Below are 15,963 nucleotides of genomic sequence, written 5' to 3'. Positions count from 1 at the left end.
TTGTTAGTACACAAAGATAAAAGAGTGTATCTAAATTTTTAGATACACTCTTTCTATTACTTAACAACTATATTAACTAATCTACCTTTTATAACAATTACCTTAACAACTGTTTTTCCTTCAGTATTTTGTTTAATAACGTCATCGTTTAAAGCAGCTGCTTTAATTCCTTCTTCATCAAGGTCAGAAGCAACATTTATTCTATTTTTTATCTTACCATTAATTTGTATAGCTATTTCTACTTCATCCTTAACTAAAGCCTTAGGATCAAAAGTCGGCCAAGCTTCATTAAATACTGATGTAGCGTTGCCAGCTAAGTTCCATTGTTCTTCAGAGAAGTGAGGAGCAAATGGTGCAAGTAATCTGATGAAGTCTAAGATAACTTCCTTTAAGAAATCAAGATTCTTAGTTTCTTCTTGCATGTATTTTGATAATGCATTTACGAATTCCATCATTCTTGCTATAGCTGTGTTAAATTGCATCTTATCTCCATCTTCAGAAACACCCTTTATTGCAGTATGTCTCCAGAAGTTTAGTTCTTTTTCAGCCTTATCTATAGTAGACTTACCATTTCCAGCTTTAATAGCTTCATTAGCAGAATCAAGAGTTCTTTCAATTCTATCTACGAATCTAGCAACAGACTTAATTCCGTCATCACTCCAAGCTCCGCCTTCTGTGTAAGCAAAACCAAACATTAGGTACATTCTAAATACATCAGAACCATGTTGCTTGATATAATCATCAGGAGAAATTGTGTTTCCCTTAGATTTACTCATCTTTAGACCATCAGGTCCTAGGATTAATCCTTGGTGAGTAAGAGATGTAAATGGTTCATCAAATGTTAAGTATCCCATATCTCTTAATGCCTTAGTTATGAATCTAGCATAAAGAAGGTGCATACAAGCATGTTCAGGACCACCAACATATTTATCAACTGGTAGCATTTTATTAATTATTTCGGGATCAAATGCTTTTTCTGAATTTTTGCTATCAGGATATCTTAAGTAGTACCAAGATGAACATACGAAAGTATCTAAAGTGTCACATTCTCTTGTAGCTTCTCCACCACATTGTGGACAAGTACACTTCTTAAATTCTTCACTCTTAGCAAGTGGTGATTTTCCATCTGGAGCAAATTCAACATCATAAGGTAACTTAACTGGAAGTTGATCTTCTGGGACTGGAACAGTTCCACATTTATCACAGTAGATCATAGGAATTGGAGCTCCCCAGTATCTTTGTCTTGAAACTAACCAATCTCTTAATCTAAAGTTAACCTTCATTGAACCTAAGTTTTGAGAAGCTAGTTTTTCAACTATCTTTTCCTTAGCTTCAGCTGTTTCTAATCCATCAAATTCACCTGAGTTAACTAAAACACCATGTTCGCAGTATGGAAGTTCAGTTTCTTCACCTTTTTTAGCTGCAATAACTCTTTCAATTGGTAGATTAAACTTTGTAGCAAAAGCAAAGTCTCTTTCATCATGAGCTGGAACAGCCATAACTGCACCTGTACCATAAGTTGCAAGTACATAGTCAGAAATCCATATTGGAACTTCTCTACCATTGATTGGGTTAATAGCGTAAGAACCAGTGAATACCCCAGTTTTTTCTTTAGTGATTGATTGTCTTTCAATTTCACTTTGCTTAGCAGCAAGTTCTTTATATTCTTCAACAGCAGCCTTATTCTCATCAGCAGTAAGTTTATCTACTAGCTTATTTTCTGGAGCTAAAACAACATAAGTTACACCATTTAACGTATCAACTCTTGTAGTAAATACATCAAAGCTTAAATCAGAGTTTTTAACTTTGAAAGTAACTTCTGCACCAGTAGATCTACCAATCCAGTGCTTTTGCATAGCTACAGTTTTTTCAGGCCAATCTAAATCATCTAATTTATCTAATAATTCATCAGCATAATCAGTTATTTTTAAGAACCATTGAGTAAGTTCTTTCTTAGTAACTTCAGTATTACATCTTTCACAAGCACCATCAACAACTTGTTCGTTAGCTAAAACTGTATTACAAGATGGGCACCAGTTAACAGGTGCATTCTTTCTGTAAGCTAATCCTTTCTTATAAAGTTGAAGGAATAACCATTGAGTCCACTTATAATATTCTGGATCACAAGTCACTACTTCGCTTTCCCAGTTAAACATAGCTCCCATAGCCTTCAATTGTTCTTCCATAGTTTTTATATTCTTATAAGTTGAATCTTGAGGGTGAATACCGGTCTTTATTGCAAAGTTTTCAGCTGGTAAACCAAAGGCATCAAATCCCATTGGTTGGAATACATTATAACCTTGCATTCTCTTAAGTCTAGCCCAAGTATCAACTGGTCCATAGTTAAACCAGTGACCAGCATGTAACTGGCTACCTGAAGGATAAGAGAACATTTCTAAAGTATAAAGTTTCTTATCTAAATTTTCAGGATTAAACTTATATAATTCTTCTTTTTCCCATTTTTCTTGCCATTTTTTATCAACAGCAGTTCCGTAGTTTCCCATTAAAAAATCCTCCTTAAAATCTGTAATAAAAATAAAAACCCTTCATCTCTATATTAAGAGACGAAAGGTAAAATTTCCGTGGTACCACTCTTATTAGGATAAAAAATATCCTCACTCAATAACTATATCGGGCTTACCCGTACTTGTTTTTACAAGTATGCTCATAGACAAGTTCCCAAGTTTACAACACTATTTTCCACCAACCAACAGCTCTCTAAAGTTATAATTAAATGGTACTACTTCTAATCAACGCACTAAAATATTCAATAGTATAAATAATTATATATTTTATATGAGTTAAAGTCAACTATAGTCTATTTATAGTGTAGCCTCTCTTTTCTAATTCTTTTAAAACGCTATCTTCACCAATAAAGTGCTTGCATCCAACAGCTATAGTATGATTTTTTCCATCTTCCACTAGCTTATCAATATTTTCTGCCATTTTTATATTTCTTTGAGTAACTAAAGCATCATAGAATTCAGGAACTTCCTTCTTCATATTTGCAACATCTTCTTCTAGAAATTCTATATTCCCATCAACATATGCGTTAAAAGTATCTTTTAGATATTTAATAGTTTCTTCTTTTTTTGTAGAATCAGCAACTGTTGATATAGTGGCTTTTACATCATCCCAAGTATATAAGTTATTCAATAAATCAAGTTGGAAGTCAACACTTTCAAGTTCATGAAGTTCAATACCTTTTTCTTGAGATTTTTTTATTAGTAGTTCATCAAAAGAAGTAGTATAATTTTCTCCTTGATACATAGTGCTTTCAAGTATAGATACTATACCAGCAGGAGTTAATACAGATAAAGCACTAATGTTCATATTAGATGGTGCCAATATTTCATTAACTTTTTTTATTTCATCCTCAGTCAATTGATTTTTAGCTGTTTTATCAGAAGTGTTTAGCAATTTATCTTGAGAAGCATTAACTTTAGCCATATCAGTAATATCAGCTTCTACAGATAGAACATCTGTATTTTTTAGTATTTTAGTTACCTTTTTATTAAAGAAGTTATGAGTACTAGGAGCAGGATGCATAGTACCAATTAAATTAATTGTTATATCCCCTTTAGTAGCAGTCCATAAATATCCTTCAGCTACAGGTGTTTTATCTCCACATCCAATTAAACCGACAAGTGTAAAAACACCTAGTAATAAAGTAGTAAATGGTTTTATAAGCTTTTTAGTAATCTTCATGTTATATTCCCCCTATAATCAAATCGATAAGTTTATTATACCAAATATTTACATGGGGCACATGGTTTTATACATTCCCAAGTGTATTAAATAATGCAAATATTACAAACAGATATTATAAAAAGTATAAGCTTAGACAAAGTTTTTCTTGGAATAGTATTTAGAACATTTAATTCTGTAATTTTTTCACAAAATTTAAATCATCTATCATCTGAATTTCTTTTCCTTTATATTAAATAAATTAATCTTTTATATATGATATCCTTTAATATTTACATTGTATGAAAGTACTTTTGTATATTCAGTCGTAAAAAGTTAAGTGTGTTTCAAATTTTTATATTATATTAAGAAAAAGTTTATTCAAAACTTAAAAATGTAGTATATAATATATAAATAAAATCGTAGGGGGATAAAGATGAGTTGTTTAGGCAATATTATATGGATTATATTTGGAGGATTCTTTAATGCATTGGGATGGTTATTTGCAGGATTACTTTGGTGCTTAACTATAGTAGGAATACCAGTTGGATTGCAATGTTTTAAAATGGCAAGTTTACAATTTGCACCTTTTGGTAAAGAAGTAGTTACTGTAAGCGATAGTGCAGGAAATCTACTATTGAATATATTATGGTTATTATTTGGTGGTTTAGCGTTATGTATAGGTAATTTAGTAAGTGCAGTTTTATTATGTGTAACTATTGTAGGAATACCATTTGCTGCACAATGTTTTAAGCTGGCAAAGTTATCATTAATGCCTTTTGGAAAAGAAATTAGATAAAATAAAAAAATAGCTGTAGTGCATATATTGCACTACAGCTATTTTTATTAATTATTATTATCTTGTAATTTTTTATATACGTAAAATGGTATTCCTATAAGCATTAATATAAACACCCACATTGCAGAAACAGATCCTGATCCATAGATTATATATAGTGAATATGCAAATGCTAATAAGGAAAAGAAGGCATGCTTTATAAATCTACCAAAGCTTAATCTATTTCCTGATTTATATGTAAGGATAATTTCAGCACAAGCACTTAAAGCATAGGCTGGAATAAATGATAAAGTTGCAAGATTTATCATAAAGTCGAAAGCTGAAGTTAAACTTGAAACATAATTAGCAATTAAAAGTATGTTAGTACAAAGTGAGGATATAAATAAAGCTACTACAGGAGTTTTAAACTTTGAATGTAATTTACTGAAGAATTTAGGAAATAATCCATCAGTACCGGCAGCATAAGCCATTCTTGCTGTTGTCATTATCCAACCTGAACAAGCTCCAGCAGCTGAAATAACTACTCCAAGAGATATAAATGTTCCACCCCAAGTGCCTCCAGTTATATTATTTATTATAGATGATAAAGGTGCATTAGATGAAGCAAGATCTGCTTGTGATAATCCACCCATAGCTAAAATTGAAAGCAATAAGTATATAATAGAAGCAAAAATTGTTCCAATTACTGTACTTCTTCTAATATTAACTTCAGGATTTTTTATTTCACCACCTGAAACAACAGCACTTTCTAATCCAACAAATGACCATAAGGTAACAGCTATTGCAGGTGCAAGGGATCCTAATCCAGTAACCTCAGAAGAAGAATAAGTCTTAAGATATTCAGGGTTAAATCCAATTACAGCTATTATTAAGAATACAAGTATAACTAGTAATTTTAATGTAGTAGTAATTATTCCAATAATTCCAGCTTCTTTAACACCTTTATAATTTATATAGGTCATTATCCATAAGAATGCAGAAGAAACTAAAAAAGCAATTAATCCATTTGAAGATAGTATTGGAAAAAAAGGAGTTAAATATCTAATTATTGCTGTTATTATAGCAGCATTACCAATCCATGAACCAATCCAAAATGTCCAAGCTACTAAAAATGCAGTAAATTCCCCAAATGCTTTATGGGTGTATACTATAGGACCACCTGTTGCAGGGTACTTGGTTCCTAAGTTAGCAAAAGAAAGAGCTAGTAGAACAGAACCTATTCCTGTAATTATCCAAGCAAGAATTGTTGTTGTTGGGTTTGCCACTTGAGCAAGACTTTGGGGGGAAGTAAAAATACCTGATCCCATCATATTTCCGACAACAATAGCTGTAGCTGCAGTTAGTCCAAGTTCTCTTTTTAAATTATTATCTTCCATATTTTTCTCCTTAGTTTAATATGATTAATTTATTAACAATAAAATTATATCTTCATATATAAAAGATGTCTATTAAAATAATTATTTGCAAAAAATAAGAATCCTATTATATAATAGGATAAAAATAGAAAAAAATAATGAAAAAAAGTGTTTACAAACAATAATTATTATTATATAATAACAAATGTAGAGCAGAAGAGAATAAATATTAAGAAACAAAAGATGAATTTTAAAAGTTAATTAATGTTGTATATATAGAGGAGGAGAATGATATGAAAAAATTTGTTTGTACAGTATGTGGATATGTTCATGAAGGAGAAAGCGCACCAGAAAAGTGCCCATTATGCGGAGTAGGACCAGAAAAGTTCATGGAACAATCAGAAGATATGGCATGGGCTGATGAGCACAGAGTAGGAGTAGCTAAGGATATAGATCCAAGAGTTATAGAAGGATTACAAGCTAACTTTATGGGAGAATGTACAGAAGTAGGAATGTACTTAGCAATGTCAAGACAAGCTGATAGAGAAGGATTCCCAGAAGTTGCAGAAGCATATAAGAGAATAGCATTTGAAGAAGCAGAACACGCTGCAAAGTTCGCTGAGTTATTAGGAGAAGTAGTAGTAGCAGATACTAAGACTAACTTACAAATGAGAGTTGATGCAGAGCACGGAGCTTGCCAAGGTAAGAAAGATTTAGCTACATTAGCTAAGCAATTAAATCTAGATGCAATTCATGATACAGTTCATGAAATGTGCAAAGATGAAGCTAGACATGGTCAAGCATTCAAGGGATTATTAAACAGATATTTTGGTTAATAAATAGAGAAAGATAGACGAACCAATCGTCTATCTTTTTTTGATTTGAATAAGAAAATCCTTAACTTCAAATTAGAGTATTTTCTAATGAAATTGAAAATAAAAAAATAATATAAAAAAATAACAAAAAAACTATTTACAAGTAATAATTATTATTATATAATAAAAAATGTAGAGAATAACAAAAAGATTTTACTAGATAAGATTAAAATATAAGGTTTAAAATATAGGAGGAGAAAAGATATGAAAAAATTTGTTTGTACAGTATGTGGATATGTTCATGAAGGAGAAAGCGCACCAGAAAAGTGCCCATTATGTGGAGTAGGACCAGAAAAGTTCATGGAACAATCAGAAGATATGACATGGGCTGATGAGCATAGAGTAGGAGTAGCTAAGGATATAGATCCAAGAGTTATAGAAGGATTACAAGCTAACTTTATGGGAGAATGTACAGAAGTAGGAATGTATTTAGCAATGTCAAGACAAGCTGATAGAGAAGGATTCCCAGAAGTTGCAGAAGCATATAAGAGAATAGCATTTGAAGAAGCAGAACACGCTGCAAAGTTCGCTGAGTTATTAGGAGAAGTAGTAGTAGCAGATACTAAGACTAACTTACAAATGAGAGTTGATGCAGAGCACGGAGCTTGCCAAGGTAAGAAAGATTTAGCTACATTAGCTAAGCAATTAAATCTAGATGCAATTCATGATACAGTTCATGAAATGTGCAAAGATGAAGCTAGACATGGTCAAGCATTCAAGGGATTATTAAATAGATATTTCGGTTAGTAAATAGAAAAAAGTCCTAGAAGATTAATCTTCTAGGATTTCTTTTATTGCAATTAAAACAACATCTTGGTGAGTATGATGAATAAAGTGATCGGCTCCCTTAACAAATACTTGCTTACTCCTTGAAGACCAAGTGATTAAGTCTTTTTGGGTGTTAACCCAAGCGGCCTTTTCTTCTTTGCTGAAGTTTTTTTCATTTTCTGCTGTTAGAATAATTAAAGGTATATCTCCAATAGACTGAGATTTATCTAATACTTTAGTACAATTAGAAGATAAGTTCTTAAGTTCGTTAATCATATCTTCATTCCAAAAGTTTCTTGTAAATAAAGCTTTTTTTATTCTATTTACTTCATCAGCCATATTATTAATTTGAAGTTTATTTTTAAAATAGGGAGTTAAAGTTAATAATCTTAAGATACCAGTATATTTTAAAATTTGTAGAAGGCGAATTGATATAATGCTTGTTTTTTTCTTGTGTTCTATGAACCAAGGATTTAATGCATCAATCATAACTATTCCTTTTACTTCGTTAGGATATAGTTGAGCAAAACGTAATGCCTCTAATCCTGCCATAGAGTGGGCAACTATTACATATGGAGGAGTGTGACCTGATGCTTTTAGAGATTGTCTTAAATTTTCAACAATGGCATCTATATTAGCATCATATTCTACATTGTCACTAAAACCATATCCATACCGTTCAAATAATGCTGTTTTTGAGAACTTAGATACATTTTCTTGAAGCTTATAGTAATCACAATAAGGGCTAGTTACTCCATGACCTGATGTAAATACTACAGTATTGTTTCCATTTCCTTTAGAAAATATATGAGTATTACCGGTGTTTAACTTTATCATATCTCCCGGAGCTTTCAGATTTTTATTTTCAAGAAAGGATAAGAGTTCCTCGCATATTAAACCTATAATTAATAAAATGACAAAAACTAAAAGAATGTATAATAAAATAATCATAATAAACCTCCTATATAATGTAATTTTAGTATACTTTCAATTTACAAAATATGTCAATAAAGTTAATGGAAAGTTTACATAAGTTATATATTTAAATTTGATTACTATATTCAAAAAAGATATAATTTTAATAATTAGTATAATTAGGAGGATAGAATTATTATGAAAATAGCAATTGCTATAGGTATTCTTATTCTAGTGATGAATATAGTCTTTTCTTTCTCTCTTATTTTTATAGAAAGAAAAGATCCAACAACAACATGGGCATGGTTGTTAATAATGATATTACTTCCTGGAATAGGATTTATTATATATCTTCTTCTTGGTCAAAATCTTAGTAGAGAAAGATTGTTTAAAGAAAAAACAGTTCTTGATGAAAATAAAAGAAGGGAATTATCTATTCAGTTTACTGAGTCCAGTGAAGGTCATTCTGGAAATGATGAATATTTAGATTTAATGAGAATGAATTACAATCATTCTGGAGCTAAATATACTATAGGAAATGATATTGAAATATATTATGATGGAGAAGATAAATTCGCAAGGTTATTAGAAGATTTAAGAGGTGCAAAGAAATACATACATATTCAATATTATATATTTAGAAAAGAAAGTATAGGCAGAGAGATAATAAAAGTATTAGAGGAGAAGGCTGCTGAAGGTGTAGAAGTAAGATTTTTAGTTGATAGTATGGGCTCATATAAACTTACAAAAAGAAGTTTAAAAAAGTATATACTAAATGGAGGGAAGTTTGAAATATTCTTTCCAGGAATATTACCTCATATAAATACCCGTATTAACTATAGAAATCATAGAAAAGTTGTAGTTATTGATGGTGAATATGGCTATACTGGTGGCTTTAATGTTGGAAAAGAATATGTTAATTTAGATGAAAAAGTAGGATTTTGGAGAGATACTCACGTAAGAATAAGAGGGGAAGCAGTAAATGATTTAAATGAAAGATTTCTTCTAGACTGGTGTTATGCTTCTGGAGAAAAAATAGATGATTTTACAGTATTTTATCCCAAATATCCTTACAAAGATGGAGATAAAGGAATACAAGTAGTTACAAGTGGACCTGACCATAAAGAAGAGTATATTAAGCATGCTTACATTAAAATGATTAATAATGCTAAAAAGAATATATATCTTCAAACTCCATATTTTATTCCCGATGAACCTATGTTAGAAGCATTAAAGTTAGCGGCTTTGTCAGGTGTAGATGTTAGAATAATAATACCAGGAAAGCCTGATCATATATTTATGAAATGGGCTGCAAGTTCATATATAGGAGATATTATTGAAGCTGGTGGTAAGGTATATACCTATGAAAATGGATTTATACATTCTAAAACTATTGTTGTTGATGGGCAAGTGGCTAGTGTAGGAACAGCTAATATGGATATACGAAGTTTTAAGTTAAATTTTGAAGTTAATGTCTTTATATATGATGCAAATGTAGCAAGGGATATGGAAAATCAATTTTTTGTAGATATAAATGATTCAGAGCTAATTACTAAAGCAGAATATAATGGAAGGAGTAACTGGCTTAAAATGAAAGAATCTATAATAAGATTACTTTCTCCAATTTTGTAAAAAAATATAAAAAAATATTGACACTGGAAGTGAGTTTGATATAATTAATGAAAAAAGATACCGTGTTTTTCACATGGGATGGAGGATATTATGAAAGGAATTATAGAAGCATTAGTGGCAAAATTTTATAGCTTTATATACTTTATATTCTGGGGCTTTTACTTTAGCGCTGGCTACTTCTTCTGCAAAAAAATAAATAATTCTTTTCAAATGAGTATTTAATAATTTAAGTTAAGGTTGAATATTTTTATATGTAATTATTAGAGAGAGCTCATTAAAGGCTCTCTTTTTTATTAAATAAAATTAAATATTATATATTTTAAGGGGGCAAAAACATGATAGTAATTTTAAAACCAAACACAGAGCAAAAAGAGATTGACAGATTAACAGAGGCTCTTAAAAACAAGGGAGTTGAGGTTAATCCTGTAGTAGGAAAAGATTTAATTATATTAGGGTTGGTTGGAGATACAAGTAGATTAGATCCTACACAAATAGAAGCAAATAGAAATGTAGAAAGAGTAATGCATGTAGCAGAGCCTTTCAAAAAAGCTAATAAAATGTTCCACCCTGAACCAACAATTGTTGATGTAAAAGGAAATAAGATAGGTGGAAAGAAGCTTGCTATGATAGCAGGGCCTTGCTCAGTTGAAACAGAAGAACAAATTTGTTCAATTGCTGAAGATGTTAAGAAATTAGGGGCAAATTTCTTAAGAGGTGGAGCATTCAAGCCTAGAACTTCACCATATTCATTCCAAGGATTAAAATATGATGGATTAGAATTACTAAAGATAGCTAGAGAAAAGACAGGACTTCCAATAGTAACGGAAATTATGTCACCATATGATATAGAGGTATTTGAAGAGAACGTTGATGTCATTCAAGTTGGTGCAAGAAATATGCAAAACTTTGATCTTTTAAGAGAATTAGGAAAGACATCAAAAACTATTCTTTTGAAAAGAGGATTATCTGCTACTATAGAAGAATGGTTAATGTCAGCTGAATATATAATGGCTGGTGGCAATGAAAATATAGTTCTTTGCGAAAGAGGTATAAGAACATTTGAGACATATACTAGAAATACATTAGATTTAAGTGCTGTTCCAGCAGTTAAAAAATTAAGTCACTTACCAGTTGTAATAGACCCAAGTCATGCAGCAGGAAAGTGGTGGATGGTAGACCCACTATCAAAAGCAGCAGTAGCTATAGGCGCAGATGGTTTAATAATTGAAGTACACAATGATCCAGCTAATGCATGGTGCGATGGACAACAATCAATTAAACCAGATGTATATGGTAATTTGCTAGAAGAATTAAGAGTTATTGCTAAAGCAGTGGGAAGAGAAATTTAATTAGAAGGATGATTATAAGTGAAAAAAAATTTATTTGTTGATCTAAAAGAAAATAGCTATAACATCTTAATAGAAAAAGGATTGTTAAACAAGTTAGGTGAAGAACTTAAGAATATATATTTTGGTGAAAAGATATTTATAATTACAGATGAAAATGTAGATAAGTATTATGGTTCTAAGGTTAAAGATGAATTAGATAAGATCGGTTATAAAACTAGAAAAATGGTTTTAGCTCCAGGGGAGAAGACCAAGTCATTTAGCACATTACCAAGTATATATAATGAACTTTTAGATTTTAAGCTAACTAGAAAAGAACTTATAATTACTTTAGGTGGAGGCGTAATTGGAGACTTAGGAGGCTTTGTAGCCTCCACTTTCCTAAGAGGAGTTTCATTTATACAGATTCCTACATCTTTGCTTGCTCAAGTAGATAGTTCTGTAGGAGGTAAGGTTGCTGTAGACCTGGAAAAGGGAAAGAATTTAGTAGGAAGTTTTTATCAACCTAAAGCAGTTTTTATAGATCCTGATGTACTTAATACCTTGCCTGAAAAATTTTATAAAGATGGGATGGCAGAAGTAATTAAATACGGATGTATTAAGGATAGAGATTTCTTCTATATGCTTAAATCATTAAAATCAAGAGAAGAAGTTATGAATAATATAGAAGATATTTTATATAAATGTTGTTATATTAAAAAGTCTGTTGTAGAAAGAGATGAAAAAGATTTAGGAGAAAGAATGCTTTTAAATTTTGGTCATACCTTAGGTCATGCAATAGAAAAATATTATAATTTCACTGGATATAGTCATGGTGAAGCAGTGGCTATTGGAATGTATAATATTTCTTTAAAAAGCGAAGATGAGGGGATAACTGAAAAAGGTGTAGCTGAAGAAATAAAAGAAATTCTTATAAATTATGACCTTCCATATAAAGTTGATATTAAAGATAATAATAAGATTATAGATACTATTTCTTTAGATAAAAAGAATATAGGAAATGTTTTAAAGGTAATTTTATTAAAGAGTATAGGTGAAAGCATTATATATGATACAACATCAGATTTCTTTAAGGTGGTGAGATAGTGGCAGATATAAAGGTATATCCAAGTAGACTTAATGGAGAAGTGAAAATTCCACCATCAAAGAGTATGGCACATAGAGCTGTAATATGTGCGGCATTAGGAGATGGACTAAGTAAAATTAGTAATATAGATTATTCAGATGACATAATAGCAACTATAAATGGGATGAGAGCTTTAGGAGCTGTTATTGAGGAGAAAAATGAATGTTTAGAAGTAAGAGGGATTAACTCTAAAGAGTTAAGTGTTAATAGAGATTTTGAAAGGGTAGTGGACTGTAATGAGTCTGGATCTACATTAAGATTTTTAGTACCTATTTCTCTAGCATTTGAAGGTGTAACAAGATTTGTTGGAAGAGGGAACCTTGGAAAAAGACCGTTAAAGACGTACTATGATATTTTTGATAGTCAAGGCATAGAGTATAGCTATTTAAATGGTGTTTTAGATTTAGTTATATCGGGGAAATTAAGGGCAGGAACTTATGAAGTAGAAGGAAATATAAGCTCTCAGTTTATAACAGGTTTGCTATTTACATTACCATTACTAGATGGAGATTCTAAAATTTCTATTACAACAGAGCTAGAATCTAAAGGATATTTAGATTTAACTCTTTCTGCTATGAAGGACTTTGGCATAAAAGTTATAAATAATGAATATAAAGAATTTATTATTAAAGGTAATCAAAGGTATAGAAGTAGAGACTATAGAGTAGAGGGAGACTATTCTCAAGGTGCATTCTTTTTATCAGCCGATGCTTTAGGAAATGAGGTTACAATACTTGATCTTAAAGAGGATTCTCTTCAAGGTGATAGAGAAGTGGTTGATATATTAGAAAGAATGGGGGTAGTAATAGAAAAGACTAATTTAGGAATGAATGGACAAGTTAAGCATTTAAACTCTACATTAATTGATGCATCTCAATGTCCAGACATTATACCAGTATTATCAGCTGTGGCAGCATTAAGCAATGGGAAAACAGAAATTATTAATGCAGGAAGACTTAGAATTAAAGAATGTGATAGACTTGCAGCAGTTACACAGGAATTAAATAAATTGGGAGCTAAAGTTACTGAAAAGTCAGAGGGATTAATTATAGAAGGTGTTGGGGAACTAGAAGGTGGAGTAGAAGTTTGGAGTCATAAGGATCATAGAATAGCAATGACTTTAGCTATTGCTTCAACAAGATGTAAGGCTCCTATTATTATAAAAGACTATGAGTGTGTATCAAAATCATACCCACACTTTTTTGAAGATTTTAAGAAGCTAGGAGGAAGATTAGATGAGTGGCATATGGGGAAATAACATAAAGGTATCCATATTTGGAGAGTCTCATGGAAATGCTATAGGAATAACTATAGATGGTCTTCCTTCGGGAATAGAATTAGACTTAAATAAAGTAGATGATGAAATGAAGAGAAGAGCACCAGGTAGAAGCAAATTATCTACTCCTAGAAAAGAGGGTGATGTTCCTGAAATTTTAAGTGGGTTCTTTGAAGGCAAAACAACTGGGACACCTCTTTGTGGAATGATAAGAAATAGAGATACAAGATCAAAAGACTATGGGAAGTTAAAGGATTTAATGAGACCAGGTCATGCCGACTACACAGGTAATATAAGATACGCTGGTTTTAATGATTACAGAGGGGGAGGGCACTTCTCTGGAAGAATTACAGCACCTTTAGTATTTGCAGGAGCTATATGTAAACAAATATTAGAAGCTAAAGGGATATATATTGGTGCTCATGTAAAGAAAATTAAGAGTATAAGTGATGAATCATTTGATTATACCGACATATCTAGAGAACTATTAGATGAACTTAGGAAGAAAGAATTACCTTTATTAAAGCCTGAAAAGGAAGAGGAAATGAGAAAGGTTATTTTGGAAGCTAAATCTAATGGAGACTCCGTTGGAGGCGTAATTGAATGTGGTGTCATAGGGATAGAAGCAGGACTTGGTGATCCGTTCTTTGATTCAGTTGAATCAACATTATCGCATCTTTTATTCTCAGTTCCAGCAGTTAAAGGAGTAGAGTTTGGATTAGGTTTTGATATTGTTGAATTATATGGATCAGAAGCTAATGATGAGTTTTACTATAAAAATGAGGAAGTAAAAACAAGAAGTAACAATAATGGTGGAGTACTAGGAGGTATTACAAATGGTATGCCTATTATATTTAAATGTGCTATAAAGCCAACTGCATCTATAATAAAGGAGCAAAATACAATAAATATAAGAGAACATAAAAATGAATCTTTAATCATTGAAGGCAGGCATGATCCTTGCATAGTTCAAAGAGCTATACCCGTAGTTGAGGCTGTGTGTGCAATAGGAATTCTTGATTTAGTAAAGGGGCGATATGGATGGGAGCTTTAGATGACTATAGAAAAGAGATTGATGATATAGATAGAGAGCTTACTAGTTTGTTTGAAAAAAGAATGAACGTCGTACTTAATGTTGCTAAGTATAAAAAAGATAATAAATTAGAAGTTCTTCAAAAAGGAAGAGAAGCAGAAGTAATACAAAAAGCAGTAGATACATTAAATAATAAAGACTATTCAGATGAAGTAGTTAGATTTATGAATGCGACTATGGAAATAAGCAGAGGGCTGCAAAAAAGAAAAATCCAAGATGAGGAAAAGTTTAAGGATATAAATATAGAAAGAGAAAGTATTAATAAAAATAAGAAGGTGGGATTTCCAGGAGTAAGTGGTGCATTTACAGAAGAGGCTTTAATAAAGTTCTTTGGAGAAGAATGTGAAAGAGGTGCTTATGAAGAATTTGAAGATGTGTTTATTGCTCTTCAAAATAGAGAGGTAGATTATGGAATTATTCCTATAGAAAATTCTTCAACTGGAGGAATATCTGATACTTATGATTTGTTAAGAAAGTATGGATTCTATATTTTAGGTGAGGAATGCATTAGAATTGAACAGCACTTAGTAGGATTAGAAGGTTCTATAGTAGAAGAAATAGATGAAATATATTCCCATCCACAAGGTATTGAGCAAAGTAGTGAATTTTTAAAGCAGTATCATCATTGGAAACTTATACCTTTCCATAATACCGCAATAAGTGCAAAGCTTATTAAAGATCTTGGTGATAATACAAAGGCAGCCATTGCAAGTAAAAGAGCAGCTGATATTTATGGACTTAAAGTAATAAAAGAATGTATTAATAATCAAAAGGATAATTTTACAAGATTTATTGTTATATCAAGAGAGCTTAAGGTGGTAGAAGAGGCAAATAAGGTGAGTGTAGTCTTCTCACTTGAAAATGAAGCTGGAACATTATATAGATTATTAAGGCATTTTGCAGAAAATAATATTAACCTTATAAAGATAGAATCTAGACCAATGAAAGATACTTCCTGGAGATATTTCTTATACTTAGATTTCGAAGGAGATATAGAAGGTAAAGAAGTTAAGAATGCGCTAAGACTTATAGAAGAAAATTCAGCATACTTTAAATTGTTAGGTGCTTATGAAAGAAAAACTAACTAAGGA

Annotated in this window: 14 protein-coding genes and 1 other annotated feature; of the genes, 10 read left to right on the top strand and 4 right to left on the bottom strand. The window is 31.1% G+C overall.

Going from position 1 to position 15,963, the window contains the following annotated elements; all coding sequences use genetic code 11:
• Positions 1-56: 56 nt before the first annotated feature.
• Both leuS and G594_RS0102555 read right to left on the bottom strand, forming a co-directional pair.
• Positions 57-2,504, bottom strand: a complete 2,448-nt coding sequence (gene leuS / locus G594_RS0102560) for a leucine--tRNA ligase (protein ID WP_027097127.1) — start codon at positions 2,502-2,504, stop codon at positions 57-59.
• A 53-nt stretch (positions 2,505-2,557) separates the two neighbouring features.
• Positions 2,558-2,763 (bottom strand) — a binding site (T-box leader).
• A 48-nt stretch (positions 2,764-2,811) separates the two neighbouring features.
• Positions 2,812-3,708 (bottom strand): TraB/GumN family protein, encoded by an 897-nt coding sequence (locus G594_RS0102555; RefSeq protein ID WP_027097126.1) that lies wholly within the window; start codon positions 3,706-3,708, stop codon positions 2,812-2,814.
• A 415-nt stretch (positions 3,709-4,123) separates the two neighbouring features.
• Here G594_RS0102555 and G594_RS0102550 point away from each other — a divergent pair, with 415 nt between their 5' ends.
• Positions 4,124-4,486 (top strand): YccF domain-containing protein, encoded by a 363-nt coding sequence (locus G594_RS0102550; RefSeq protein WP_027097125.1) that lies wholly within the window; start codon positions 4,124-4,126, stop codon positions 4,484-4,486.
• Between the two features lie 47 nt (positions 4,487-4,533).
• On the opposite strand, the gene G594_RS0102545 is transcribed toward G594_RS0102550, so the two are convergent.
• Complete coding sequence (locus tag G594_RS0102545) at positions 4,534-5,862, bottom strand: amino acid permease (protein WP_027097124.1); 1,329 nt, start codon at positions 5,860-5,862, stop codon at positions 4,534-4,536.
• Positions 5,863-6,134: 272 nt separating this feature from the next.
• Here G594_RS0102545 and G594_RS0102540 point away from each other — a divergent pair, with 272 nt between their 5' ends.
• Entirely contained in the window at positions 6,135-6,677 is a 543-nt protein-coding gene (locus G594_RS0102540; protein ID WP_027097123.1) for an NADH peroxidase, read from the top strand.
• Positions 6,678-6,920: 243 nt separating this feature from the next.
• The gene (locus tag G594_RS0102535) at positions 6,921-7,463 is read left to right on the top strand and encodes an NADH peroxidase (RefSeq protein ID WP_027097122.1); all 543 of its coding nucleotides are present in this window, start codon (positions 6,921-6,923) and stop codon (positions 7,461-7,463) included.
• Between the two features lie 24 nt (positions 7,464-7,487).
• Here the strand turns inward: G594_RS0102535 and G594_RS0102530 are convergent, their stop codons facing one another.
• Positions 7,488-8,435, bottom strand: coding sequence for an alpha/beta fold hydrolase (locus G594_RS0102530; protein ID WP_027097121.1), 948 nt, complete (start codon positions 8,433-8,435; stop codon positions 7,488-7,490).
• A gap of 162 nt (positions 8,436-8,597) precedes the next feature.
• On the opposite strand from G594_RS0102530, the gene cls reads away from it, so the two are divergent.
• The 7 genes from cls to pheA all read left to right on the top strand — a co-directional run bounded on the left by cls (position 8,598) and on the right by pheA (position 15,960).
• A complete protein-coding gene (cls, locus tag G594_RS0102525; RefSeq protein ID WP_027097120.1) occupies positions 8,598-10,031 on the top strand; it encodes a cardiolipin synthase in 1,434 nt (477 codons plus the stop codon).
• A gap of 90 nt (positions 10,032-10,121) precedes the next feature.
• Positions 10,122-10,253: a hypothetical protein gene (locus G594_RS20620; RefSeq protein ID WP_271804954.1), complete on the top strand. Its 132-nt coding sequence runs from the start codon at positions 10,122-10,124 to the stop codon at positions 10,251-10,253.
• A gap of 113 nt (positions 10,254-10,366) precedes the next feature.
• Positions 10,367-11,380 carry a 3-deoxy-7-phosphoheptulonate synthase gene (gene aroF / locus G594_RS0102515; RefSeq protein ID WP_027097119.1) on the top strand — a complete coding sequence of 338 codons (1,014 nt, stop codon included), beginning with the start codon at positions 10,367-10,369 and terminating at the stop codon, positions 11,378-11,380.
• Between the two features lie 18 nt (positions 11,381-11,398).
• Complete coding sequence (gene aroB, locus G594_RS0102510) at positions 11,399-12,463, top strand: 3-dehydroquinate synthase (protein WP_027097118.1); 1,065 nt, start codon at positions 11,399-11,401, stop codon at positions 12,461-12,463.
• Positions 12,463-13,761, top strand: a complete 1,299-nt coding sequence (gene aroA / locus G594_RS0102505; RefSeq protein WP_027097117.1) for a 3-phosphoshikimate 1-carboxyvinyltransferase — start codon at positions 12,463-12,465, stop codon at positions 13,759-13,761. The genes aroB and aroA overlap by 1 nt, the downstream gene beginning before the upstream one ends.
• On the top strand, positions 13,739-14,833 hold the full coding sequence (gene aroC / locus G594_RS0102500; protein ID WP_027097116.1) for a chorismate synthase: 1,095 nt from the start codon (positions 13,739-13,741) through the stop codon (positions 14,831-14,833). Before aroA ends, aroC begins: the two co-directional genes overlap by 23 nt.
• Positions 14,821-15,960: a prephenate dehydratase gene (gene pheA / locus G594_RS0102495; RefSeq protein ID WP_027097115.1), complete on the top strand. Its 1,140-nt coding sequence runs from the start codon at positions 14,821-14,823 to the stop codon at positions 15,958-15,960. Before aroC ends, pheA begins: the two co-directional genes overlap by 13 nt.
• The last annotated feature ends 3 nt before the right edge of the window (positions 15,961-15,963 follow it).

The sequence above is a fragment of the Clostridium paraputrificum AGR2156 genome (assembly GCF_000424025.1).
Taxonomy (GTDB): Bacteria; Bacillota; Clostridia; order Clostridiales; family Clostridiaceae; genus Clostridium; species Clostridium paraputrificum.
Note: the sequence above shows the minus strand (reverse complement) of the source record. Positions and strands in the feature narration are given on the sequence as shown.